The 24,855-nt window shown below is 42.7% G+C and carries 13 protein-coding genes; 7 read left to right on the top strand and 6 right to left on the bottom strand.

Features of this window, described 5'->3' with window-relative positions; genetic code table 11:
• Positions 1 to 208 precede the first annotated feature (208 nt).
• The 4 genes from JV36_RS0104390 to JV36_RS0104405 all read right to left on the bottom strand — a co-directional run bounded on the left by JV36_RS0104390 (position 209) and on the right by JV36_RS0104405 (position 4,966).
• Positions 209 to 1,927, bottom strand: coding sequence for a GMC oxidoreductase (locus tag JV36_RS0104390; protein ID WP_032096189.1), 1,719 nt, complete (start codon positions 1,925 to 1,927; stop codon positions 209 to 211).
• Positions 1,924 to 2,484, bottom strand: coding sequence for a gluconate 2-dehydrogenase subunit 3 family protein (locus tag JV36_RS0104395; RefSeq protein ID WP_032096190.1), 561 nt, complete (start codon positions 2,482 to 2,484; stop codon positions 1,924 to 1,926). The genes JV36_RS0104390 and JV36_RS0104395 overlap by 4 nt, the downstream gene beginning before the upstream one ends.
• 266 nt (positions 2,485 to 2,750) lie before the next feature.
• The gene (locus JV36_RS0104400; RefSeq protein ID WP_032096191.1) at positions 2,751 to 4,409 is read right to left on the bottom strand and encodes a LamG-like jellyroll fold domain-containing protein; all 1,659 of its coding nucleotides are present in this window, start codon (positions 4,407 to 4,409) and stop codon (positions 2,751 to 2,753) included.
• Entirely contained in the window at positions 4,406 to 4,966 is a 561-nt protein-coding gene (locus tag JV36_RS0104405; RefSeq protein ID WP_235207762.1) for a sigma-70 family RNA polymerase sigma factor, read from the bottom strand. The genes JV36_RS0104400 and JV36_RS0104405 overlap by 4 nt, the downstream gene beginning before the upstream one ends.
• A 224-nt stretch (positions 4,967 to 5,190) precedes the next feature.
• Here JV36_RS0104405 and JV36_RS0104410 point away from each other — a divergent pair, with 224 nt between their 5' ends.
• From JV36_RS0104410 to JV36_RS0104425, 4 genes are all read left to right on the top strand, one after another.
• Entirely contained in the window at positions 5,191 to 8,034 is a 2,844-nt protein-coding gene (locus JV36_RS0104410; RefSeq protein WP_032096192.1) for an alpha-L-rhamnosidase, read from the top strand.
• A gap of 52 nt (positions 8,035 to 8,086) precedes the next feature.
• On the top strand, positions 8,087 to 10,444 hold the full coding sequence (locus tag JV36_RS0104415; protein WP_032096193.1) for an alpha-L-rhamnosidase-related protein: 2,358 nt from the start codon (positions 8,087 to 8,089) through the stop codon (positions 10,442 to 10,444).
• A gap of 15 nt (positions 10,445 to 10,459) precedes the next feature.
• Positions 10,460 to 13,501 carry a sulfatase gene (locus JV36_RS0104420; protein WP_032096194.1) on the top strand — a complete coding sequence of 1,014 codons (3,042 nt, stop codon included), beginning with the start codon at positions 10,460 to 10,462 and terminating at the stop codon, positions 13,499 to 13,501.
• A 113-nt stretch (positions 13,502 to 13,614) separates the two neighbouring features.
• Positions 13,615 to 14,874 carry a glycoside hydrolase family 88 protein gene (locus tag JV36_RS0104425; RefSeq protein ID WP_032096195.1) on the top strand — a complete coding sequence of 420 codons (1,260 nt, stop codon included), beginning with the start codon at positions 13,615 to 13,617 and terminating at the stop codon, positions 14,872 to 14,874.
• Between the two features lie 165 nt (positions 14,875 to 15,039).
• Here JV36_RS0104425 and JV36_RS0104430 read toward each other — a convergent pair whose 3' ends face one another.
• Together JV36_RS0104430 and JV36_RS0104435 are read right to left on the bottom strand one after the other, a co-directional pair.
• A complete protein-coding gene (locus JV36_RS0104430; RefSeq protein ID WP_032096196.1) occupies positions 15,040 to 16,299 on the bottom strand; it encodes a right-handed parallel beta-helix repeat-containing protein in 1,260 nt (419 codons plus the stop codon).
• 30 nt (positions 16,300 to 16,329) lie between these two features.
• The gene (locus tag JV36_RS0104435; protein ID WP_052010184.1) at positions 16,330 to 17,520 is read right to left on the bottom strand and encodes a glycoside hydrolase family 88/105 protein; all 1,191 of its coding nucleotides are present in this window, start codon (positions 17,518 to 17,520) and stop codon (positions 16,330 to 16,332) included.
• 490 nt (positions 17,521 to 18,010) lie between these two features.
• Between JV36_RS0104435 and JV36_RS0104440 the strand changes: the two genes are divergently transcribed.
• The 3 genes from JV36_RS0104440 (at position 18,011) to JV36_RS0104450 (ending at position 24,831) form a co-directional block, all read left to right on the top strand.
• Positions 18,011 to 19,543, top strand: a complete 1,533-nt coding sequence (locus JV36_RS0104440; RefSeq protein WP_052010185.1) for a sulfatase-like hydrolase/transferase — start codon at positions 18,011 to 18,013, stop codon at positions 19,541 to 19,543.
• 97 nt (positions 19,544 to 19,640) lie between these two features.
• Positions 19,641 to 21,164, top strand: a complete 1,524-nt coding sequence (locus JV36_RS0104445) for a BNR-4 repeat-containing protein (protein WP_032096198.1) — start codon at positions 19,641 to 19,643, stop codon at positions 21,162 to 21,164.
• A 46-nt stretch (positions 21,165 to 21,210) separates the two neighbouring features.
• A complete protein-coding gene (locus tag JV36_RS0104450; protein ID WP_032096199.1) occupies positions 21,211 to 24,831 on the top strand; it encodes a glycosyl hydrolase in 3,621 nt (1,206 codons plus the stop codon).
• Positions 24,832 to 24,855 lie beyond the last annotated feature (24 nt).

A 24,855-nucleotide genomic window follows, 5' to 3' on the forward strand; every position in this document is an offset into this window, starting at 1 on the left:
CTCCTCTTAGTGCACTTGGCATATGTCGAGTACGGGCTAGTCGCATATTGGTTGCTTCTTCATTACGCCATGATAACTGCTAAAGTCTATAACGAGACGTGCTGACTTCTTTGTCGAGAGAACATTTGAACGCTCGTCAGAATTAAAAACTACAATCGAGATGTAGAAAAATCTCTACATCGTCAATCTATTACGAAGCATGATTGCTTTATATAATGCCGTTTTTTAGAAGTTTAGATGCATAGTCTGCCGCTCGTGTGGTTATTGCCATATACGTTAACGATGGATTTTGTGTAGCGCTAGACGCCATACAGGCTCCGTCGGTAACAAATAGGTTAGGTATATCGTGAGCCTGCCCCCAGCCATTGAGGACCGATGATTCTGGGTTGTTTCCCATGCACGCGCCGCCCATTTCGTGAACCTGTTTACCCATTGGAATATGTTTGTTTTCTGGTGTCGCTTTTACCTTAATGTTGGTGCAGCCGCCGGCTTCTAGTATTTCATGAATGTCTTTAGCCGCTTGTTTTATCATTTTTCTTTCGTTGGCTTTTATCTCGGCATCGATATGGAGTAACGGCATGCCCCAATCGTCTTTTTTGACAGGGTGTAACGTGGCAACGTTTTCATAGTAGGGTAATACCTCTCCATACATAAAGGCTCTAAAACGCCATGGACCAAGTTGACCAACACTCTGCTTAGCAATAATACCAATACCTTTTTCCTTCGCACTCGGCCGAGAAAACGTGCGATTTTGAGCAGTTGTTTGAAAACCAAACCCCCGGTCAAAGTTCGCACCTGCTTGTTTTTCATGTCGATAATTCGGAATGTAAGTAGCAATAGGGCGCCGCCCGAATGCAAATTTATCTTCGCTTACGGGCACATCAGCATCTGCGACTACGCCAGTGACGTGGCCAAGTATGTAGTGACCCAGCATTCCGCTGCTATTTGCAATACCATTTGGAAACGTTTTTGATTTAGAGTTCAACATTATTTGAACCGTGCCTAATGCCGATGCACACATGAAAACAACGCGGCTTTTGTACTGTCGCCTCTCTTTCGTATTGGCATCAATGACGGTAACGCCAGATACTTTCTTACTCTCGTCGTCGTAGTTAATGCGCTCTACAATTGAATCTGTAATGACGGTTAAATTTCCCGTGTTATTAGCTGCAGGCAGTGTGGCAGACTGAGAGCTAAAGTAAGCACCAAAACTGCATCCTCTTCTACAGTATGAGCGAGCCAAGCACTTGCCCCTACCCAATGCAATTTGATCTTGAGAGGGTGAGGTGAGATTAGCGGCTCTTCCTATAATGAGATGTCTGTCGGTATACTTTTTGGCAATATTATTGGAAATGTATTTTTCAGCATAGCTCATTTCCCATGGCGTCTGAAACTCGCCGTCAGGTAGGGTCTTCAAATCATCTTTATTCGCTGAAACCCCTATAAATTTTTCAACATAGCTATACCACGGTGCTAAATCTTCATACCCGATCGGCCATTCAATACCATGGCCGTCTTTCGCATTGGCCTGAAAGTCCATGGGACTCCATCGTAGTACCTGGCGTCCCCATGTAAGTGAACGTCCTCCTAATTGATATCCACGGGTCCACATGAAAGGTTTATCTTCAGGAAAACTGTACGGGTGCTTCTTATCGTCAACAAAAAAATGCAGCGCGTCGGTTTTATATAAGTGCCCTTTTTTTCTAAGCGTAGCGTAGTGACCATCTTCAGCTAGCGATTCATTTGGCATTCCTCGGTTTTGCAAATCCCAAGGTGCTTGAAAATCTTTGTACTCAGGCCCTCGGTGATCTACATTTCTTCCGCGCTCTACAACCAAAGTTTTAAACCCTCGTTCACAGAATTCTTTAGCCGCCCAGCCGCCTGTAATTCCTGAACCGACAACAATAACGTCATAGTCGTTGTTCATAAGTATTTTCTCTCGTAGATAACGTTCAACTCATCTTGAGTAAGGCTGCCCCGATAACCACCAGGGACAAGAAAGAAGTTAGGGTTAGCTGTTTCAGATGAGTAGTGAATATGGAAAATGAGCGCTTTGAGTCGTTTATATGCAATAGCAAAGTCGCTTTTATCCTTGTCAAAAGCCCGCTCGTCGATAAGTTCTAGAAAGCTCTGCCTTTTTTCCCTACCGAGTAAAAAGTAGCTTGTATTAAATGTCGATTTTGCGCGTACCAAAAATTCGGATAAGAATTGATTGAATTGTTGCTGTGTTGAGGGTGCTGCCCAAGATATCATTAATTCATCAAGTACCTGTATGGCGTGAGTGTCCATACTGCCGGGGGTGTCGGTACGAGGTATCATTATATCCGCAATATCGTAAAGTAACGTGAACTGATCCGCTTCGAAAAAAGCCGCGTCCGATTTGAAGACAGTCAGGTTAAGTGACTTTTTTAGCTCTGATGGTAGAACGGATGCTGAAACAACGTACAACATAGAACCTAAGAATATTCGTCTATTAATTTCCACGTAATCCTCTTCATGATATCGGCTAGTGAAATTTGATGTCGTTGATAGTACCTAGAAAAACCAGCCAAAATCAATCATTATCAGTCAGATGAGTTAACATTATTTTGACATCCTTGTTTCAGACAGATATATGAAAGTCGTAGGATAGTTAAAAAGCCGTTAAAACAACGTCGTAAGAGTTTGGTGATAATCATATAAGTTTCTAGCTACAGGCTTTGCAAAGTGTCAGTGGGCATGTGCAGCACTTGAGTGGCTGTTAGCTGAGCTTATTTCTGTGGCTCGTTATGACCGGCGCGCTCAGGTAAGCCGGTGGTGTTGTTTAGCGTTAGTGTTTTATTAGGAGAAAGCTCGATATAGCTTTTTAGAGGCAGCGCTTCTGCTGATGGCTGGTTGCCGAAATAGTTAAGGCCCATAACAACATTTTTGTAGTGAAGATTTATTACAAAGGGGGGAAGGGAAAAATCATAAAATGCTACCTCGTCTATGGTTCCCGCATAGGCCTCAGCAGCATGTCCCTGAGCATTGGGAGAATTCCCAATATTGGCTAATCCTGCGCCGCCACTCAATACTTTGGATCCAGGTGGATATTGAAAGCGTGCGCCTATTTTTCCATCGATATAGATGGCTTTGAGCCCGCTTTTAACGTCATAAGTAGCTACTACATGGTGAAAATTACCATCTTTTAACTGTCGAAGTGTAGGCCGTCCGTTTTTGCCATCTAAAGGGAGTTTTAGCTCATGGTAACCTTGACCTAAAATGTACAAACCAAAGCTAATAGATTCTGCATAGTTGCCAGCTGGCACTACTATTGATTTGTTGCGGTCATTTTGGAAACTAAGTAGCATTCTGTGATCTTTATCACTCTGATCTTTTCGAAAAATTTCATCAATTTCTCCATATCGTCCTTTGGTAGGGCCTTTTCCGTTATAAAGTGGCCTAATCAATGCCTCAATAGTAACGCCATCAATTACGGAGAAAGAGCCTGTCGCAGGCACACTGCCACCTCCGCTGCCCACGTTGATTCTTGCATCCTTACCGTTATCAAAGTAAAAAGCGCCTTTCCCGATAAGCCCATCAATGCGTTTAGCCCCATCACCCGCAACACCGACAGCTGTTCCTGCGAAGTCCATCACTCTGTCACCTGCATCATCAAAGTTCCAAAAGTGTCTTGGTCGCCATGCTTTAGGTATTATTTTAGCGTCGGTATCAGTTGAGACTGTGGCTGTATCGTCCACTATCTTGACGGTCAAGTAACCCGAATCCATCTCAATATCAAAGACATCAGTTGAAATGGTGATATTCTTATTTGAATTGGAGGTAACGCTAATCTCTCCGCCCTTTAGCTTAACATCGGTAATATTGAACAGTTTGAAATGTGAATGTGAAGCAAATACTAAGCTATCACCTGAGCGTAACCTAAGTTCAACAGGGCCCTCGCTTTTATACATACCGGGATAAACATAGTCGTTATAGACATTGCCATTGCCGTCGACCAATAGCCTTCCACTGACTAATTCTGCTACAAAATGTTCATCAGCGAGTGGATCTCCCTGTGTGTTTATGTATATCAATAATAAAGATAAGAAGGTAAAAAACACTGCAAAATAAAGCATGTGTTTTGATTTATTCTTTTTCTTTGGTGAAACTGTATCGCAAGGCGGAGGTTCGTGAAGCTGTTTAGACACATATGTGGGACGAACGACAACTTCATCAATGACGGTCTTGCGTCTTACTATCTCTAAATCCGGAATAGTGCTTGATTTTAAATGGACATGAAATTCGATGTAATCAAGGTAAAATTGTCGAGCTTGCTCGTCATTAGCTAACAGGATTTCGAGTTTTTTGAGCTGCATTTGAGTCACTGTGCCAGCACAGATTTCATCTGCAATGGTACGAACTTCACTAAACTCTTCAGAGCGATTCAATTGTCGTACTCCGCTTTCTCTTTATCAACGCAGTCGAAGAGCGTGCGGCGAAGCAAGTGGATAGATTTGCGAATACCAAAAATCGAACGACCGGTCTTGTCTGCAAGTGCCTGGGCGCTCAAATTTTCTATATAAAACCCGAAATAAAGTTGATATGCAGAATCAGAGAGATGGGAAACGCAATGTTGCAGTATACGCCACTTTTCGTCTGAATTTTCTTGATGGGAACTTGAAGATATAAGCTGCTCAAATAATTCATCACTCAAGCCTAAAACTAATTTCTTCTGTTGCCGACGGTAGGTTCTTACGCAATTAAACACGATGGTATTTGACCATTTTCTAAAGCTTGTTCCTTGCTCAAAGGTCTCAAATTCCTTCCACAGGATAACGCTTGTTTCCTGAAAAATATCATCGGCGGCGGCTTTGTCTAAGACAAATGCATAAATGTATGAGTACAGCCGCTGTTTTTCTGATTCAAACAACGTTGCAAAAGCGTCTGAAGCTTGTTTCAAAGAGCCATGGTTAGAATGGGGCGACGGCATGCTTTGAGACACCATATCCTCTCTTTTCCGCTTCGATAAGACATTTCATAGCGTTAGTTCAAACTACCCCAACAGCACTAGCATCAAGTGGAGCGTAAATAGTTAGCGCAATGACATTTTACGTAAAGTTAACATTTAAGACTTTGTTTGACTATATTTGATTGAATTTAAAATTTAAGGGTATCAATAATCAAATTAGGTGCCTTTTCTAATTATATAACTTCTGATTTGGGTCAATAATGTCTTATTACCGATACATGCTACTTTGCATGTTCACTATCTTCCTTACTGCTTGCCAACAAGCAGAGCCAGAAAAAACCAATAACGACGAAAAAATGGTTTTACCCGCCCCAATAGCACTTACGGTGGGTGAAGGATTCGTTAATCCAATTGGTCACTATGAGAGCTCACCGCGGTTTAGCTGGCAAGTTCCCGCCGAGTCTACTCAGTTGGCTCAACATAGTTACCAAATTCAAGTGTCTACCTACGATACATTCGACCCAGAACACATTTTATGGGATAGCGGAAGAGTTATGTCATCCAAAAATGCGTGGGTTAGTGCTGAGAGGTTAACTCTAGACTCTAGGCAACGTGTATTTTGGAGAGTAAAAACGTGGGATGTAGAGAGCAACAGTTCACGATGGAGTGAAACGCAGGCTATTGAGACTGGTTTGCTTACAAACAGTGATTGGCACGCTCGGTGGATAGGGCATCCAGACACTAATGAGCGAACTATAGTCCATAGTCCCAACTCCATTGAGCAACCAGATAATCAGTATTTTCGTCCTCAATATTTACGCAAAACCTTTAAGCTGAATAAGCCCATTAAACGAGCTCGTCTTTATATCACCGCCAAAGGGGTATTTAAGCCTTTTATCAATGGCCAAGCAGTCAGTGAAGATGTGATGACTCCAGGGTGGACGCCCTATCATAAACGTATTGAGACGCTGACTTACGATGTTTCAAATTTAGTGCATCAAGGCTCTAATGCTATCGGTGCTGCACTAGCTGAAGGGTGGCAAGGTCGTATTTTTCATCCTACCAAGCAGGACTATGTAACACCTCTTCGTCTTATTGCTCAGCTTGAAGTAACCTTTGCAGACGGCACATTATCGCGAGTTGTAACTGATGATAGTTGGTTTTCAACCGATCAAGGACCCATTCGCACTGCGGGTAATTATGATGGTGAGCGCTATAACGCCAATTTTGAAATACCTGGCTGGAATACCGCTGAGTTTAACAACGATGGCTGGATGCGGGTATATTCTGAGCCGTATGAACCTGACGTAAAACTTCGGCCAAAGCGCCATGCGCCAGTTAGAGTAACAAAAACAATTCCTGCCATAACGCTTGTAAGTGTTAAAGACGGTGTGGCAATTTTCGATATGGGTCAAAACATGGTAGGCGTGCCGGAAGTGACGCTACCCGTAAAAAAAGATCAAACAGTAAAAATTCGATTTTCCGAAGCGTTGCAAGGAGAAACGTTCTATGTAAGAAATCTTCGCTCGGCCAAAAGTACCGATTGGTACGTTCCCAAATCCGACGGCCAAATTACCTATCAGCCAACATTTACGTTTCATGGGTATCGTTATGTGGAAGTTTCGGGGTATGACAAAACATCTACACCAGCGCTGGAGTGGGTGAAAGGTAAGGTGCTTCACTCTGATTTCGATGTCTATGACAATTTTTCAAGTAATCATAGCAAACTCAATACGCTGTCTAGCAATGTATCGTGGGGATTACGCGGTAATTTCCTCGATATTCCCACAGACTGTCCGCAACGCGATGAGCGTTTAGGTTGGACAGGCGATGCCCAAGTATTTGTCCGTACGTCACTATATAAAGCGGATGTGTATGCTTTTTGGGCTTCGTGGCTAGAAAGTATGAGAGAAGAGCAAGGCATTGATGGAATGATCCCCAAATTTGTGCCATTTCGCCCGTTTCTTACTGAAGGAACCGCCGCTGCTTGGGGAGATGCTGCAACCATCGTTCCGTGGGAATTGTACCAACATACCGGAGATATCACTGTTCTCGCTGACAATTATTCTATGATGAAGCGATGGGTGAAATACACTGAGTTTAATAGCTTTGACTATATTTCCAACATTGGCACTTACGGCGACTGGTTACAGCCTTTTACAGAAAACGAACGAGCTTCGGGTGATACGCATCCTGATTTAATTGCTACCGCATATTACGCGCGCTCTGTGGACATTTTGGCCAAAACTGCACAGATATTAGGGTATGAATCCGACGCAAACCAATATCGACGTTTGTTTAATAACATTAAGCAAAAATTCAGAACATTCTTTTTTGATGACACGCTCAATCTTGTGAGCTTAACGACTAAGCAAATTAAACGGGAGAAAGGTAAAAGGCTCAAGTCGCCAAAAACCGTCGAACTCAATGTTAAAACTACTCAAACAAGTTATTTGTTGCCGCTGGCGTTTGGATTGTTTTCAGAGGATGAGCAAACTACAGCAGTTGAAAAGCTATTAGCTTTATTAGAAAAAAGTGATCGGCATTTACGTACTGGTTTTTTAGGCACACCAATGTTACACCAGGTGCTGCAAAAATATGGTCATAGCGAACTAATGTACGATATTTTGCTGCAGGAAACCTACCCGTCATGGTTTTACTCCATCAACAACGGTGCAACGACTACCTGGGAGCGTTGGAACTCATACTCTCTCGAAGAGGGCTTTAATAAAGCTAACATGAATTCACTTAATCATTATGCTTACGGTGCAGTGGCTGAGTGGTTCTACACTGGTATGCTCGGAATTCGATCACTAGAGCCTGGATTTAAAACATTTCAGATTAGCCCGCAGTTCACTACTAGGTTAAACAACTTGCAAGGTACAGTGCCAACGATTAATGGCGATATTAAAGTGGCTTGGTCAATTGCCGCCAACCAATTATCAATGAGCATTACGGTACCGAAAAATACTCGCGCTGAACTAAAGCTTCCGTCCCTTACTGGACTAACACTGACCCATAATGGTGAATCTTTACCTGACACTGACCTGTGGCTTGAGCCTGGCTCATATCATGTATCGGGCGACATCAGCATGCCTATGTAGTGTTTCAGAGTTTATAAATTCATTTTTTTACAGCTTCCATGGACAATAAAATATGCGCATAAGAGAAATAATAATTGCTAGCTTTGTAATACTGTCTTCTACTTTTTCGCTTCCTGCTACTGCGGTTGAGTGGTCTGCAGAGTGGATTTGGGCAAAAGAACGATTTACCGAACCAAATAGTTGGATGGCATTTCGTAAAAAAATCAGTTTGGATGAACAACCAGAAGCAAGCGTTGCCTATATCAGCGCTGACACCAAATATTGGTTATGGATTAATGGCAAGCTTGTTGTTTTCGAGGGAAGCTATACGGGAGGGCCGTCTCCAGTAACACCAGCGCCACGTACCGACTTTTTCCCTATTGCATCGAACAAGTACTACGACGAAGTTGATATCAGTCAATACCTGACTGAAGGTACTAACACTATTGCGGCATTGGTATGGTATTACGGTGATAATGGTCAAAAGGGTACTCATATTTCGTCGAATAAAGGGGGCTTTATTTTTCAGGCTGACGCCGGTGATACCCGAATTATTTCTGATGATTCATGGAAGGTAAATCCTCACTCGGCTTATAACGCTAAAGTCACTAAGCAGTCGCCCTATCGAGTAGCGGCATGGAACATTGACTACGATGCCAGAAATAGCATGGGAGATTGGACGGATGGAGCTTGGTATAAAACCGAGTACGATGATACTAGCTGGGCAAGCGCAAAGAGCCTACTCCGTCCGCCGAGAGCACCTTTTAATGCGCTTTTTCCAAGTGAAATCCCTATTTTACACAACTATGGTTTGACGCACTGCGAGAACTATCCCGCATCCAAATTTCCTTTTGAGAGCAATGGTGAAACTATTAAGTGCGTGCTCGATTTTAATAAAAATATTACACCCTATTTCGATATTGAGGCTGAGCAGGGCTTGCAGGTGCATATTGACTCTAATATGCGACTTAACACGATTGAGACCACCTACACGACAAAAAAAGGCCGACAGCAGTTTGAGTCTTATTCATGGTTTAACGCTCGAACTATAGAATATACTTTCCCAAAAGGTGTCACTGTGCACGGCCTAAAATACCGCTGGACAGGAGTGGGCTCAACTCCTGGGCACTTTGAGACTGACGATAGCTGGTTTACACGTATTTGGCAGATGGCAGAGAATACTTTATACATTTGTGCTCGCGATAACTTTATGGATACGCCGGATAGAGAGCGAGGTTTGTGGATTGGTGATGTAGCCGACCAGGCAAGCTACTTATTCTACTCCATGGATAAACCCGGGCGCGACCTACTGAAAAAAGCGATCAAAGTAACGCTTGCCTTCAGCGACAGCGAAACGGGTATTTTTGCAGGTTTAGGGCCTGGCCGATTCAGGGAATTACCGGCACAGAGTTTACAGTTTGTCGAGCAAGGTATTTGGCATTATTACTATAATACCGGCGATCATGAGACGCTTGAATTTGCCTATCCGTACGTACATAAATACCTCACATTGTGGGATCTCCGCGAGAATGGCTTAGCGACATTTAGAAGTGGTGCTTGGAAATGGACTGACTGGGGCCCGCAAGAAACCATTGATTATGACGTTATTCAAAATGCGCTTTACTACAGTGCGCTAGTATCAGCTCGCAACATGGCGTTAGCGCTGAATAATCAAACTCACCTGATTTTCTACGATAGCCGCATAGCAGCGTTGAAAAAGGCGTTCAGAACTACATTTTGGCATGATGGTTTTTACAGTAGCAATCCCAAGGTGTTTAAAGACGACAGGGCTAATGCAGTTGCTATTTTGTTTGGCTTAGCTGACGAGAGCCAATACGACGCCATAGTTGACAATGTATTGATACCCAACCACTTTGCCAGCCCGCATTTTGAATGGATGGTCTATAACGCTATGGCAATAGCAGGGCGCTACGGTGATGCTCTGTCGAGAATGAAAGAGCGGTATGGCAAACAGGTAGCTAATCCAGCCAGATCAACGTTAACCGAGTACATGAATGGCGGAGGAACAGAAAATCACGCCTGGAATGCACCTAGTACTGTATTAAGTAAATATATTGCTGGTATCGCCCCTACTTCTGTAGCTTGGGAAACATATCAAGTTTTGCCCAATATGGTGCATATGAAGCGGATTGAACAACGCGTGCCCAGCGTGCAAGGCGACATCGATTTTACAATAAGTCGCACATCAGAAAGTCTTACTCTTGAACTCAATTCACCTAGTAATACAGTAGCACGGGTAGGAGTGCCTAAGGAATATTTTAATATCAGTAACATAGTCGTAAATGGGAACGTTGCATGGCAAACCGGGCAAGTGAAAAACAGTGTGGATGGTGTGAGGTTTGTGTCTGAAAACTCGAAATATATCCTATTAGATGTTGCTCCGGGTGCTTGGAAAATAGACGCTAATTAATGTTGGGATATTAAAATGAAATTAGTACTTAGATACCTCACAACGCTTTTCTTAGTTTTTTCGGGCCTACTTGTCAGCGCGATGGCTTATGCAAGTCAAGCTAATAAGTCTCCTAACATTGTAGTGTTTCTCGTTGACGATCTTCGACCTGACTTGGGCGCTTATGGCCACACTCAGGTGCACAGCCCCAATATCGACCAACTGGCCAGCGAGGGCGTAAAGTTTAGCCGAGCGTACGCTCAACAAGCTATTTGTGGCCCTTCTCGCGTGAGCATAATGACAGGCTTACGACCTGAGACAACAGGATTGTATACCATTAGAAAAGACGGGCGACTTCGACCTAATCAACCAAATGTGGTGTCGCTGCCGCAATTGTTCAAAGCGAATGGATACAAGACGATTAGTATCGGTAAAGTTTATCACAGCACAACAGACGATGCTGAAAGCTGGTCTACTCATATTAAAAAGCTCGATAACTTTTACGCTATTGACGGTAATAAAGAAAAGCGATTTGCATATGAAGCCGGCGATGTCGAGGACGACTTTTATAAAGATGGCAAAGTGGCCAGCGATGCCATACGTGCACTGCGAGATTTAAAAGACGACAAGTTTTTAATGTTTGTTGGCCTCAGCAAGCCCCACCTTCCTTTCAACGCGCCAAAACGTTATTGGGAGTTATATGACAGAAACGAGCTTGCAGTGCCAAGCCGAAATAAACCAGAGGACATGTATCGTCTTGCGCTTACAAAGTGGGGCGAGTTAAGAATGTATGGTGGTATTCCTAAGGAAGGCGACGTCAATGATGAGCTAACTAAAACGCTTAGGCATGGATATTTCGCGTCGGTAAGCTATATGGACGCGCAGGTTGGCAAAGTAATGCAAGCGCTTAGCGAGATGAATCTACGAGAAAATACTATGGTTGTATTGATGAGCGACCATGGATACAAGCTTGGCGAGTACGGCGCGTGGAATAAGCATACCAATATGGAGCTGGACACTCGGGTACCTCTCATTATAAGTCGTGAACTTTCTTATAGCAGGCGCGTGGCGAATCAAACTTCATCGGCACTGGTTGAAAATGTCGATATTTTTCCGACGCTAGTGGAAGCTGCAGGACTCACTATGCCTAACGTAGATGGGGATAGTATGCTATCTCTCATAGACAACCCTCATCAATCTTTTAAACCAGCCGCTTATAGTCTTTTTAATCGAGGAAAGATTATGGGGGTGACGGTCACAGATGGTGATTGGCGATATACGCAATGGCGAGATGCCGCCACGCAGGAAATACAGTTCACAGAGCTATACGATCACAGGGTATCCGATGTTGCGAGAGCCAATGAATCTGGTAAACCGAGCTATCAAAATATTGAAGAAAAGTTACGTGAGCTTCTTCACGCAAAATTTTCTCTCAGTGCCCCTTCTTTTTATCAAAAGCGAGAGGTTAATAACACGCAAATTCCTATCACATTGATGTCGGACTTTACTGATACTCGTGGGCAAATAGGCGACGTTTATGACTTTTTTGACGTTGCGGTAAGGACCGAAAGAGGTAGCCCAAAATCGAAACCCGCGACGTTTGGACGTAAGCCCAAGGTCAATACCGTTAGAATGTTAGGGGGTTGGTTCAACCAAGACTTAGCAGGCGATACCTATTTGTGGGATGGGGAAAAATATGTCTACAACTTCGAACCTGCGTTCGAACGAATTGACAGGTGGCTAAAGGACGATTGGGATATCTTTCAGATCGTATTAGACAATCCACCCTGGGCCTTTCAGCGTGGGCACAAATTTGTAGAAGAGCCCGATGGCAAGCATTATTTATTGAAAGATAAAATAGGGGTGTATGGCAACGGGTTACCACCATATAACGCAATAGCGTGGAATAAGTATATAAGCGCTTTTATCACTAAGCTTGTAGAGCGTTACGGTAAAGAACGGGTGCTTAATTGGCGGTTTAGAGTGGGCTCAGAGATAGATACTCGACCTCAGCACTGGGCCGCTACGCGAGAAGAGTTTTTTGATCATTACCTTAATACAGTATCAGCGATAAAGACTACGCTGCCCAGCGCAAAAGTAGGAGTTCACTTCAGAGAGGCGTCCCATAAAAGCCGCTATGTTGATTACACGGGTAACAAAGAAAATGCCTATGCGCCGCATTTTGTCACTTGGGCAAAAGAAAATAACGTACCCTATGATTTCTTAGCGATTTCCTATTACCCGCACATAACACACCCTCACGAAATGGATATGGATGAGGTGTACGCTAAGCAGATTGCGCCTATCTTAGAGCACGCAGATTACAACCCTGCAGCCCGCTTTGAAATACATGAGTATAAATTCATTGTGAAAATGAAGCGGGCAGGGTTCGTTAGCGTTGCGACGTCACATAATTCTGCATTTTTTGCCATGCTTGCCAAAATGATGTTAACCCACAACATAAAAGATGTTTTTCAGTGGGGAAACTTCCATGAGGGGTCATATAGCCCAGAAGCGCTAACGCAACTCGCACTGTTTCCGATGGTGGGGAATAGGCTGTATGAAAATTCCGTTAGCACTAAAAAAACACCTCAGGGAAACACGGTAAATGGAATATTCACAGAGCGAGAATCTGATGATGGAATCGATGTGCTTGCCTTTAATTTTAATAACGAAAATATGGATGCTTTAACGCCTGAATTACTTCATCTTCGTGTTCGGGTGGACAAGCCATCTGGCACTAAGTACCACTATCGAGTAGCGCAAATTGATGACGAAACCAATATCGAGCAGCAGTTCATTAATGATTTTCCTAAAGCCATGCTCACTGAAAGAGAAGGTGGATGGCGGAAAGCCGATGCACATTCTACCGCATCTTTGCGCGATGCTTTAAACGAAGCGGGGCGGAAAGCTTTTCGTGTACATAAAGAAAGCTATGGAAAAGTCACCTCACTAAAATGGAGTGACTGGATGGAGGGAAGCACCCAAGAAAATGATCGGGCTTCAATAGTTTCCATTGATGCGTCTATTCCGTCTTTTTCCGTTCAGAAATACGAAATGCGATGGGCAAATGAGTAGTACACACGAACCTGCCTAAGATTAAGTGTGACCTGTTATGATTGTTTTTGATGATTTTGGCGGGTTTATTGTTTAATCTATACAGCTAAACTAATTAACACGGTAAGTATCAGATGACCAAAAACCAGCAGACTATAGCCGCAATTTTAGCCGCTTGTACTCTTTCTGCTTGCAGCGCAACCGAGAAGCAGGCGAGTGCACCGGCAGTAAAAGAAAAAGTACCCAATACAATCAGCTATTCTAAAAAGATTGATTGGCCAAAGAATAACACTGAGTTTTGTAGCGCTGCGTTAGACCACGCAACTATGCAGTACGATGGGTTTCGGCAAGCCTATACAGATCCCAAAAATGTGCCTAGGTCGTTCAGTCAAGGAAAGCCAAGGTTAGAGCCGATGTTGGGCTGGACTACAGGGTTTGTTGCCGGTAGTTTTTGGAATTTGTATGAGCATAATCAAGACCAAAGCTGGTTAGAGTCGGCAACTAAATGGACAGAGGCCCTCGAAAAAAACCAATTCAATCGTAAAACCCATGATATCGGTTTTATCATCTATGATAGTTTTGGTAATGGCCTTCGCTTAACCGATAATAAAGAGTATGAGACGGTTATTGTAAACGCGGCGAAAACGTTGATGGAACGTTATAACCCAAAAATCGGAGTCACCTATTCTTGGAGTTGGGGCACGTGGGAATTCCCAGTTATCATCGATAATATGATGAACTTGGAATTGTTGTACCGCGCATCAGAAATAACCGGTGACCCTGTATATCGCGATGCCGCCTTCAGTCATGCAAGTGTCACTATGGAGCATCATTTCCGTGATGATTTTAGCTCATTTCATTTGGTGAATTATAGTAGAGAAACGGGTAAACCCAATTGGAAACAAACGTTCCAAGGTATTGCAGATGATTCTTCTTGGTCTCGTGGGCAAGGGTGGGGGCTGTATGGTTACACCATGTCATACCGATTTACTAAGGAAGAGAAGTTTCTAAATCATGCGCAAGGTATCGCCAATTACATTTTAGATCACCCTAACATGCCCGATGATCTAGTCCCGTATTTTGATTATGACGCCCCAAAACATGAGGGTACGACATTATACAGAGATTCTTCAGCGGCCTCATTAGCTGCAAGTGCCTTACTGGAGCTATCTACGTTTGTTGAAGGGCCTGAATCTGAGCGTTACTACAATGCTGCTATGAAAATGTTGCGAACACTATCGTCACCAGCATACCTTGCTGAAAAAGGAGAAAATGGTTACTTCCTGTTGAAGCAGGCTACGGGTAACTTCCCAGCAAATGATGAATTGAATGCGTCATTGAATTATGGCGATTACTACTATTTGCAAGCATTGAATCGCTGTAAAGCAATATAGCGTTCTGTGGGTCAATCACTGTCCCGTACTTTTTAGCACGGGACAGTGTTAGAAACAAACTGCTATCAGTGCAAGTATGTAAGCTCATTATGAAACAGGAAGAGAACGGACATAGCACCGAATTAAAGCTTGAAGAAGCTACTTGTTCGGTGCGGTATCGAACAACTACAGATACTTGCTCCATTTGTCTAGATTAGAAAATGTATTATTAGACTTGATGATATTTTCAGTATTACGTCCTTCATAGCTGCGGTGTACGATACCCCATGTAGTAGTGAGTTTTTCTCGAGAACCAGCGTTAACGCCTCTAATTTTATTATTTTTTATAGTGTTGTTTCCTTTAACGCCGTTTAGCGAAATCCCCTCAAATGCATCGCTATAAGCGTTGAAGTTAGCCTTGTTAGCCGAACTCTGGTCAGCAACAATGTCACCCAGTGCGTTTATCTCGTTATCTTCAACTTTCACATTGTTTGTTGTTTCAAGGCTGATAGCACGCATTGCATTGTCAATTGTGTTGTCTAGAATTTTTACGTTTGTTGCTTGCCAGCCTTGATAAACACTTTTAGTGCTTAGCCCAACAACCACATCTTTAAGAATATTGTTTCGCATGACTATATTGTCAGCACCTCGTTTCGACGTGAAGCCATCAAACGCGCGTTCCACATAATTATCATGAATTGTAAAATAGTCACCAAACTGTCCTTTATCGCCTCCTGCAGATAAATAAACAGCGGCATCGCGAACACCGTAGAAGCTGTTATATCTGATAGTTGCCTTTAGGGCTCCTGTCATCAAAATGCCGCTATCACCACCTGCTTCATAGAAAGGATCGCTGTTGCCTCTTGTTCCTATAAACGTAATTCGTTCAATTAAAAGCTCGTTCAGCTTGTGATAATTCGTACTATTTACGACACCCCTAATAGAGAGAGCATCGGCAGTTTTATCCAGTCCTTCCCTTCCATTTGGCGTTAACCGAGTGATGGGGACAACGGTTGAGACCTTAGCGCGAGACATATCGAACTCGCCGCCAGTCCATTCAAAATTTGCTTTTTGGTTGCGGTTGTTGCACACGTTGTCGTTATTTTTAGTGTCAAAACTAAATAGGTCCCCATCTAGATCAGCTTTTGCAATAAACCTTGCACCAGTAGCGTCAACAATTAAATTCTTACGAAGCGTAATATTAACGCCCTTCAAAATGGTTTTACCGTCGTTCGCATTTTTATCCGTACCGATATAATAGGTGCCAGATAGCCTGATTGGCCTTCCCGTATTGGTAGCCTGCTGCAGAGCGTCTTGAAGTTTAGAAGCTTTTCCATTCGGGTTTGCTGGGGTGCTACTGCAGTCTGCAGCAAGTCCATGGCCCGCCCATAAAATTGTGCTACACGTGGCCAGTATGCGAAGTGAATTTTTTATACTTTTTGTCATTTTTATTCCTTTCACTAGTTAAAAAGTAGATTAATTTTTCTCTAACAAGTCATATACAGCACTTCCTGCGAGCAGATATGCGCCTACCCCGAACAACTGGGAATCATCTTTGTTTACCACATCAGGTTTTTCGTTTACGCCTTGAACCCAGCCAAATCTGCCATCTGGTTGAACTGCTGCTGATAACACTTGCCATCCTTTTATCACGGAAGGCAGATATGTGGTTTCGTCGAGCAATTGATTGTTGATGCCCCAAGCTAAGCCATAGGTAAAAAAGGCGGTTCCACTTGTTTCTGGTTCAACGTACTTTTCTCCAGCCAGCAATGACATTGGCCACGCACCATCTTGTTTTTGCAGTTTCACTATTACTGATGTGAGCTCTTGGTAGAGAGACTCATAGTAAGAACGATATTGATGGTTGTGAGGAAGATTTTCCAAAACATGTACAACGCCTGCATATACCCACCCCATTCCTCTAGACCAAAAAACTTGCTCACCGAATTTGCCTTTTTTCTCAAAATAACGAGAATCTCGGAAAAGTAATTTGGTTTTAGGATCCTGCAAATAATCGATGGTTGCTTGAAACTCTTTATGAGCGTAGTCAGCATATTTTGGGTCGCCCGTAATAGCAGAAAGCTCGAAGAGCACCGGAGGGGCCATAAACAATGCATCAGCCCAGCACCATCGCCATTGGCAGTTGTGTACGTTATCTTCATTCCTACCCGCTACAAATTCGAGACTATTGTCCGGGGCTTGTTCAATTAACCAGTCAAAGGTTTCTTTCACCGACGCTAGCGCTTGTTCATTCTTATGTCTTCGGTAATACCAAAGATTGGTCTGTCCTATGACATGGTCATCAGCGAAGTATTTAACCTTGCCCATTTTCCAGTTGTGAGCTTTACCTTCATAACCAATCCATGTTTCATAAAACGGGTTACCAGAGCGTTCTGCCAATTTCGTTAGCCCTTTATAAAACGCTCCTTGGATCCATCTTCCGTATGTTTCTGAGCCTTTCCTTGCGCGACCAACATGGGTCATATGCTGTGTACGTGCCACCTGCCAATTTGCTACTTTTTCCATTTGCGCCATAACGTGGGTCTTCGTTGGCAAATCAGACATTATTTCCTTTGCATATAATGACGCTTGTGGCAAAAAAGCGATGGCAAATAGGACTATGGTTTTTCCTATAAACTGATTAATTGCACTTGAGTATGCGTTCATGGACCATCCTTTTATGTATTGGCACTATACGATTTCATGATAGTGAGTTAATTAGTTACTGGTGAACATTTCGCTTGATGGTACATTGAATTAATTTACATTATCAATCAAAATTGCTCATAAATGCTCTTTGGTGGTCAGTTTTGTGGGTAGGGTAATCTGTAGTTTTTATGAGTGTTAAAATTAGTTTTATCTATATTTATCAATATTTTAAATATAAATATCGATTTTTCTCTATACAGCTATTGCTATGTTTCAAGATGTGAAGTATTTGTTTAAAACCTATATCTATGTTTAAATAGTCAAAATCGGTCATTTTTGGGTTTATTTCAAACTCGTTTTGCCAATTGCATTTTTAAAGCAGATTGAAGTACGTTGAGGCGTCTGTTCGATATTGAGAACGGCCTAGTTTTTACAAAACCGAAAAGCTCACCGCTTTTCATTCACAGTGCATCGTTAAAGCAAGTCTACTATCACAAGGGTTGGAAAAATGTTGAGTTACCCACTACGACGTATGGCATTAGGTTTATTGGTACTTGTTTTAGGTAACCACGCCACGGCTGAAATGAATTTAGCTAAGACACTTACGTTGAATGATGAAAACTCGTCGCCAAACATTTTTTTTATTTACACCGACGATCAAGCTCCTTGGGCCATTGAGGGCAAAAATCCAAACGCTGTAACGCCCAACCTTAACCGATTAGCAGAGCAAGGCATGTCCTTTCCGAATGCATACACCACTACACCCGTATGCAGCCCATCCAGAGCAGGGCTACTCACCTCTCGATATGGTTTCGAGTTAGGTATAGACGATTGGATCAATGATCACCTTAAAAGCAAAACACTTACTGGCCATCAGTTAGACTTAGGGCTGTCTTCTGAATTTGACTCTTGGCCGAAGCAACTGCAGGACAACGGCTACTATAATGGCCTTATTGGTAAGTGGCACCTTGGTAAAAAGCCTGAATATCATCCCAATAATTTCGGCTATAACGAGTTTATTGGTTTTCTAGGAGGGGGGACTACGCCTATTGACCCTCATCTTACCGTGAATGGAAAAAAGAAGAGTGAAACAGGCTTAACGGTTGACGTACTGACTGACCACGCCATTGATTTTTTAGAAAGAAATAAAAACAAAAAGTTTCTTTTGTCATTGCATTACAGGGCACCGCATTATCCATTTGAGCCCGTGTCTGAGAGCGATCGTAGTGCCATTGCTGAAGATGTAGCACTATTACACCCTGACTATCCAGATCTCAATAAGCACCGAGCAAAGATGCTATTACGCGGTTACCTGGCATCAGTTAAAGGTATTGACCGAAATGTAGGTAGGTTGATGGCACACCTAGACACTTTAGGTCTTGCTGATAATACCGTAGTTATTTTTACTTCTGATCATGGTTATGCCATCGGGCAAAACGGCATCTGGCATAAAGGGAATGGATTTTGGTTGCTAAACACTCCCCCTGAAGGAACCCCTACCATACCTAAAGGCCAGCGTCCCAATCTTTATGATTCCGTTCTCAAGGTGCCGTTGATTGTCAGGTGGCCTGACAAGGTCCCTGCGGGGGCGCAAAACCTGTCTACTGTATCTAACTTAGACTTCTACCCAACTATCATGGATATCGCAAGATTAGATCTTCCTGAAGAAACCACCATCAGAGGCCAAAGTGTCATCGATGCGCTTAAAGACGAAAATGTGGTGACAAGCACAGACTACTTCGCTGCGTATTCGACTTTGCACCAATCCATTACTGGAATGAGGATGTACAGCGACGGCAAACACAAACTCGTAAGGGACTTCAAAAATACAGGCCGTGATGAATTCTACGATTTAGAACGCGACCCCCATGAAACAAGTAATCTATTGGAAGGCACACTCTCAGACATTCAATTGGCTGAATTACTTAGATTAGACACAACGATTAATACAAAAATGCGAATGTTAAGCGACCCCCTTATAAGCAAATTTACACCGGTAATTTCCGAGAGCAAGTCAGTTAGGTCACCTTATGACGATTAGAGAAAAGAGAACGCTCGTCGGCATGTTAACTCGTGTTATACGTGGGTAGAAAAATTACACATTTTGAATTGATAATTAATATATGGATAGTCGAAACATGACAAATAAGCTCTTGCTACTAATGATGATGGTATATCTTTGCGGCTGTCAGTCCGTAGCAGATGAGAACACAACGTTACTACCTCGAAGCAAAACGCATAATTCTATGTCGATATCATTGAGCCAAAAGCCAAAACTACTTAGCAGTAGTCTTTTAGTCGGCAAGTCTCACACCTCTGATGGTTCAGATCGCGCAATAAATGGGAAGCCTCACTTTTCCGGCGTTATGGGAGCGCAAGCCGTTACCTATAATGGCTTTCAATATGTTATTTATTACACGGCAAAAGACAGAGGAGGCTATGGGGATCTTTTCGCCGAGGTGGTCGTCGCGCGTCGAAAAGTTACGGGACATGACTGGCAATACTCTACTTTACCTGTTTACCGATTGACGTCCGATGATGCACACAACCGTCAAGCTATCGAGATTTCAAAGGGCGATGGCGTTATTCATATTTCGTTCGACCATCATAATTTAGATCGAATTAATTATGCGCGCACAGCTGTAGGAGTTGCAAACCATCCAGAAACTATAGATTGGAACGACGATATTTTTAAATTCGAGCGTAACCTCGGTTTTCCTGATGATGCGGTAGGTCGTGTTACCTATCCAAAATTTTATTCGTTAGAGAGTGGAAATGTACTGATGTACTACCGAGAAGGTGGTGCAGCAAAAGGTGAAATGCAGCTCGCGCTGTATGATGCAGAGCAAAGCGATTGGGAATTTATTCGAAACATATCTTCAAGTGAAGGTGTTTATATTCAAAATGTAAACGGCAACAAAGAACCTTCAACGAGAGGGCCTTATCTAGCCGGCGGTGGACCAAAATTTGACTCAAATGGTCGCATGCACATTAGTTGGGTCTTTAGAGAGCGACCAGTCAATTGTAATCCTGGTAAAACCAACGGCTTAGATTGTAATCATGGTATCTACTATACCTATAGCGATGACGAAGGGCTTACTTGGTATAACAATGCTGGAACCCTCGTCGCTGATACACGAAAAGGCGAAGTCTTGTCTATTGCAACACCTGGATTAGAGGCTGTTCACGTACCCACGACGCTTAGACCTTCTAACGTTTCGCATAACTCTGTTATCGATACTAAAACAGGTGACTATCACCTTTTACTTAGTCACAATATTGAAGCTGGTGGTCCGGCCCGTGTACATCATTATGTTCGGGGTACCACAGGCACTTGGCAAAAGCGTGTCTCTAGTTTTACGGCATCAAATGTAACGTTAAAGTTTCTAGACGACAGGTTAGTTGCGTTTGCAGGGCGAGAGAGCGCTGATATCTACTATTCTGATAGATCCGACGATTTTACAACATGGCATAAAATCGACATGCCCAATGTAGACAGTGAGTTAGGTAAAATCGAAGGTGGGTACATCACGTGGGATCTCAGCTTATTAAAGCAAGGTATCGCAAGTGTTATATGGCAACATGCACCAGATTCAATCGGTGAGTCAAGCCCCATTTACGTTTATGACTTTGAAATTGGTAAAGTCGAAACCGATGAGTAGAGTGTCAAATTCCCCACTTGTAAGTATCTAGATTTAGGTTAAGAAAATGAAGTGTTCTTTGCGCAGATTAACATTAACCCTTGTCTTCGCTGTTATGTCATTGAGCGCAAGCTCAGCTTCGCTGAGAGAAACATCCAATAATCAAAAAGCGTCAAAACCATCTCAATTACATGAAGCTAAACCCGTGAATGCAGTTTCAAAGCTATACAGACCTGTCAGTCCCATGCCGGAATCTTTTTATCATGCATCGGCGGCAGAATTAAAAGTTAACTTTAAAAATCCTCCTCATGCAGTCAAACCTTGGGTTTATTGGTATTGGATCAATGATCACATTTCCAAAGAAGGTGTTGAGAATGATCTGAAAAAAATGCAAAAGCAAGGTATTAGTACGGCGCTTATCGGTATCATTCACTTAAATCCCAGCATTGGCGGTTTTGGTAAGGTTAATCCTTTTTCTGACGAGTGGTGGAATGTGTTGCTATTTGCTATCGAAAAAGCCGCAGAGTACAACGTAGATATTGGTTTATTCAATTCGCCAGGCTGGAGTCAATCCGGTGGCCCTTGGGTTGAGATGCATCAATCGATGCGTTATTTGGACAACCGTGAATATCACTTAGTTGGTAATCAAAACACGAATCTTTCTCTAAACAAGCCTGAAGGTTACGCTGAAGATGTAAAAGTAATTGCGTTTGAGACACCCGCAGATGAGCTCATTCGTCTTAACAATCAACAAACTAGGGTTAGCGCAACGGCCTTCATCAACAATGATCAAAATACAGAGGCGGAGATTAAAAGCCTACTCGATGGTAATCATCAAACAGTCTATCAGTTTCCATTGGACTTAATAAACGCCAAAGGCGGGAAGTTAAACATCGACTTCATTCATGATGAAACATTAACTGCGCGCAGTTTAGAAATTTATCCAAACGATACTCATACGGCAAAAGCTACTTTGTCATTTAAAAATGACAAAGGTGAGTTTGAAAGAATCAAATCTTTTGAATTGCAACGTCCACGAGATATGGCGTCGATTGGGCCTGAACATGATGCACCAATTGTTATTAACTTCCCGAAAATAAGAGCCAGTGAATTTCGTCTGACTATGGACTCGTTGGTTATTGGTCGTAAGCAAAAAAATAGTAATCCAATTCCTGGGATTAAAGAGCTGGTATTATCCAGTGGTTACAAACTAGAACGTTATGTGGAAAAGAAACTCGCTAAAATATTTCCTAATCCGCAACCCAAGCATGATAGCTATCAGTGGGATGCACCAACACCAGATGATAAATCAAGCTTGGCATTAAATGCTGAACAAATATTAGATATCACTAAATTTGTTGAAGGTAGCAAGCTCAATTGGCAAGCACCTAAAGGAAAATGGACGATTGTTCATTACTTTATGCGCACCACTGGTACCACCAATGGCCCAACAACCAAAGCCACACGTGGGCCAGAAATTGACAAACTGAGCAAAGAAATCGCGCAAGCACATTTCGATGCTTATGTGGGGGACATCTTCGCTCGTTTAGCACCAGAAAAGCGCACCGCGTTAAAATATATTGTTATCGACAGTTATGAGCGCGGCGCGCAAAACTGGACTGACGGTTTTGCTAGGCGTTTTGAGCAACAGTTTGGCTACGATCCAATGCAGTTTCTACCTGTATATACCGGTCGTATTGTTAACAGTGCTGAGCAAAGTGAACGCTTTTTGTGGGATATGCGGCGAATGGTTGCTGACCGTGTTTCGTATGAATACACCGCCGGTATACGTGAGCGTGCTCACCAGCTTGGTTTAAAATTGTGGTTAGAAAATTACGGTCACTGGGGTTTCCCAGGTGAATTTTTACAATACGGTGGGCAAGCTGATATTGTTAGCGGTGAGTTTTGGGCTTCAGGTAACTTGGGGGCGATTGAATTAAAAGCTGCCTCATCTGCTGCGCACATATATGGCCATAAAACAGTGATGTCAGAGTCTTTCACCGCTGGCCGCAGTGATGCATTTAAAAATCACTTTTGGAGCTTTAAAAAACGCGGTGATTGGTCATTTGTTGAAGGCATTAACCACACATTATTGCATGTTTATATTCAACAAGGTTATGAAGATAAAAAACCAGGGGTCAATGCCTGGTTTGGCTCCGAATTTAATCGCCATAATACATGGTTTGACTACATGGGCGGTTGGCTTAATTATATAAAGCGTAGCAACTATATGATGCAGCAAGGTACTTATGTTGCTGATATTTTATATTTTATTGGCGAAAACGCTCCGAAAATGACTGGCGAAATCAAACCTGCTCTACCAGCTGGCTATTCTTACGATTTTATTAATGCCGAAGTGATTTTACATGGGTTAAGTGTTGAAGATGGTCAATTTATCTTGCCAAGCGGCGCTCGCTTTAAACTATTAGTATTACCCGATGTCACCACGATGCGCCCAGCGGTACTAGCAAAGATCAAACAACTAGTCGCACGTGGCGGCGCCATTTATGGCCCTAGACCTAAACAATCTCCCAGTCTACAAAACTTCCCTCGAGCCGATCAGCAAATCACCGAGATAGTAAATGAGCTATGGCAAAAAGTAGATGGCGAAACAGTGACACAAGGGCAGTTTGGTCAAGGACAAGTATTTTACAGTAAAGCTGAGTACGTCGATTTAGGTCAGATAATGAACAAGCTTGGTCAGCCGGCTGATCTTGCTGGTTTACTAAAAGAAGTCATTTGGACCCATCGCAGTAGCGACACTCATGAGATTTATTTCATCGCCAACCAATCAGATGAGGTAGTAAAAGTTGTACCAAGTATTCGCCTTGGTAAAGACATGGGTCAAGCACAAGCTTGGAATGCGGTAACAGGTCATATTAGAAATATTGGCCAATATCAGTTGAAGAATAATCGTTTTCTGGTACCGATGGCCCTACAGGGGTTGGAATCGATCTTTATTGTTTTTGAAAAAACACCAAATGCGACAATTCAATCTAAAGCAGTCAAAGAAATATCTAAGCAAGATAAAGTTATTTGGCTAACGACAGCAATTGATAAAAAAAACAACCTGACTGTTGATATACCTGAAAATGGCGAATACAAAGTCGAGTTAACTGACGGTCAAAAACAACACGTTAGGCTAATCGATTTACCAGCAACGTTAACACTTAATACTCCATGGCAGCTGACTTTTGAAGCCGAACGTGATGTTGAAACATCATTAATACTTAACGATTTAGTTTCATTATCAGAGTTAAAACCTCTGGCCTTAAAACACTATTCGGGCATAACCACTTACCAAAATCAATTTAATGTTACTGCTGATATGCTCCGTAGCGATCAACGTTGGCTATTAGATTTAGGTCAAGTGGGGGTAGTAGCGCGCGTGACTATTAACAGCAATAATTTAGGTGAGGTTTGGAGCCGACCAATGCAAATTGATGTAACTGACTATCTAGAAACAGGCAACAACGAACTTAAAGTAGAAGTTGCAACGACTTGGAACAACCGCATGGTGGGTGACTTGAAGTACCCGAAACAGTTCTCTGATCAAAACCAGCCTAAAGTGTTTGAAACGGAAATTACTTTTGAAAGTAAAATAACTAAAGATACTAGGCTGCAACCGTCGGGCTTGATCGGCCCTGTCCAACTTAAACCTATTCGCAAAGTTACTCTGAAGCATTAGTTAAAAAACCTAACGATATTGGCT

The sequence above is a fragment of the Alteromonas sp. LOR genome (genome assembly GCF_000753865.1).
GTDB lineage: Bacteria > Pseudomonadota > Gammaproteobacteria > Enterobacterales > Alteromonadaceae > Alteromonas.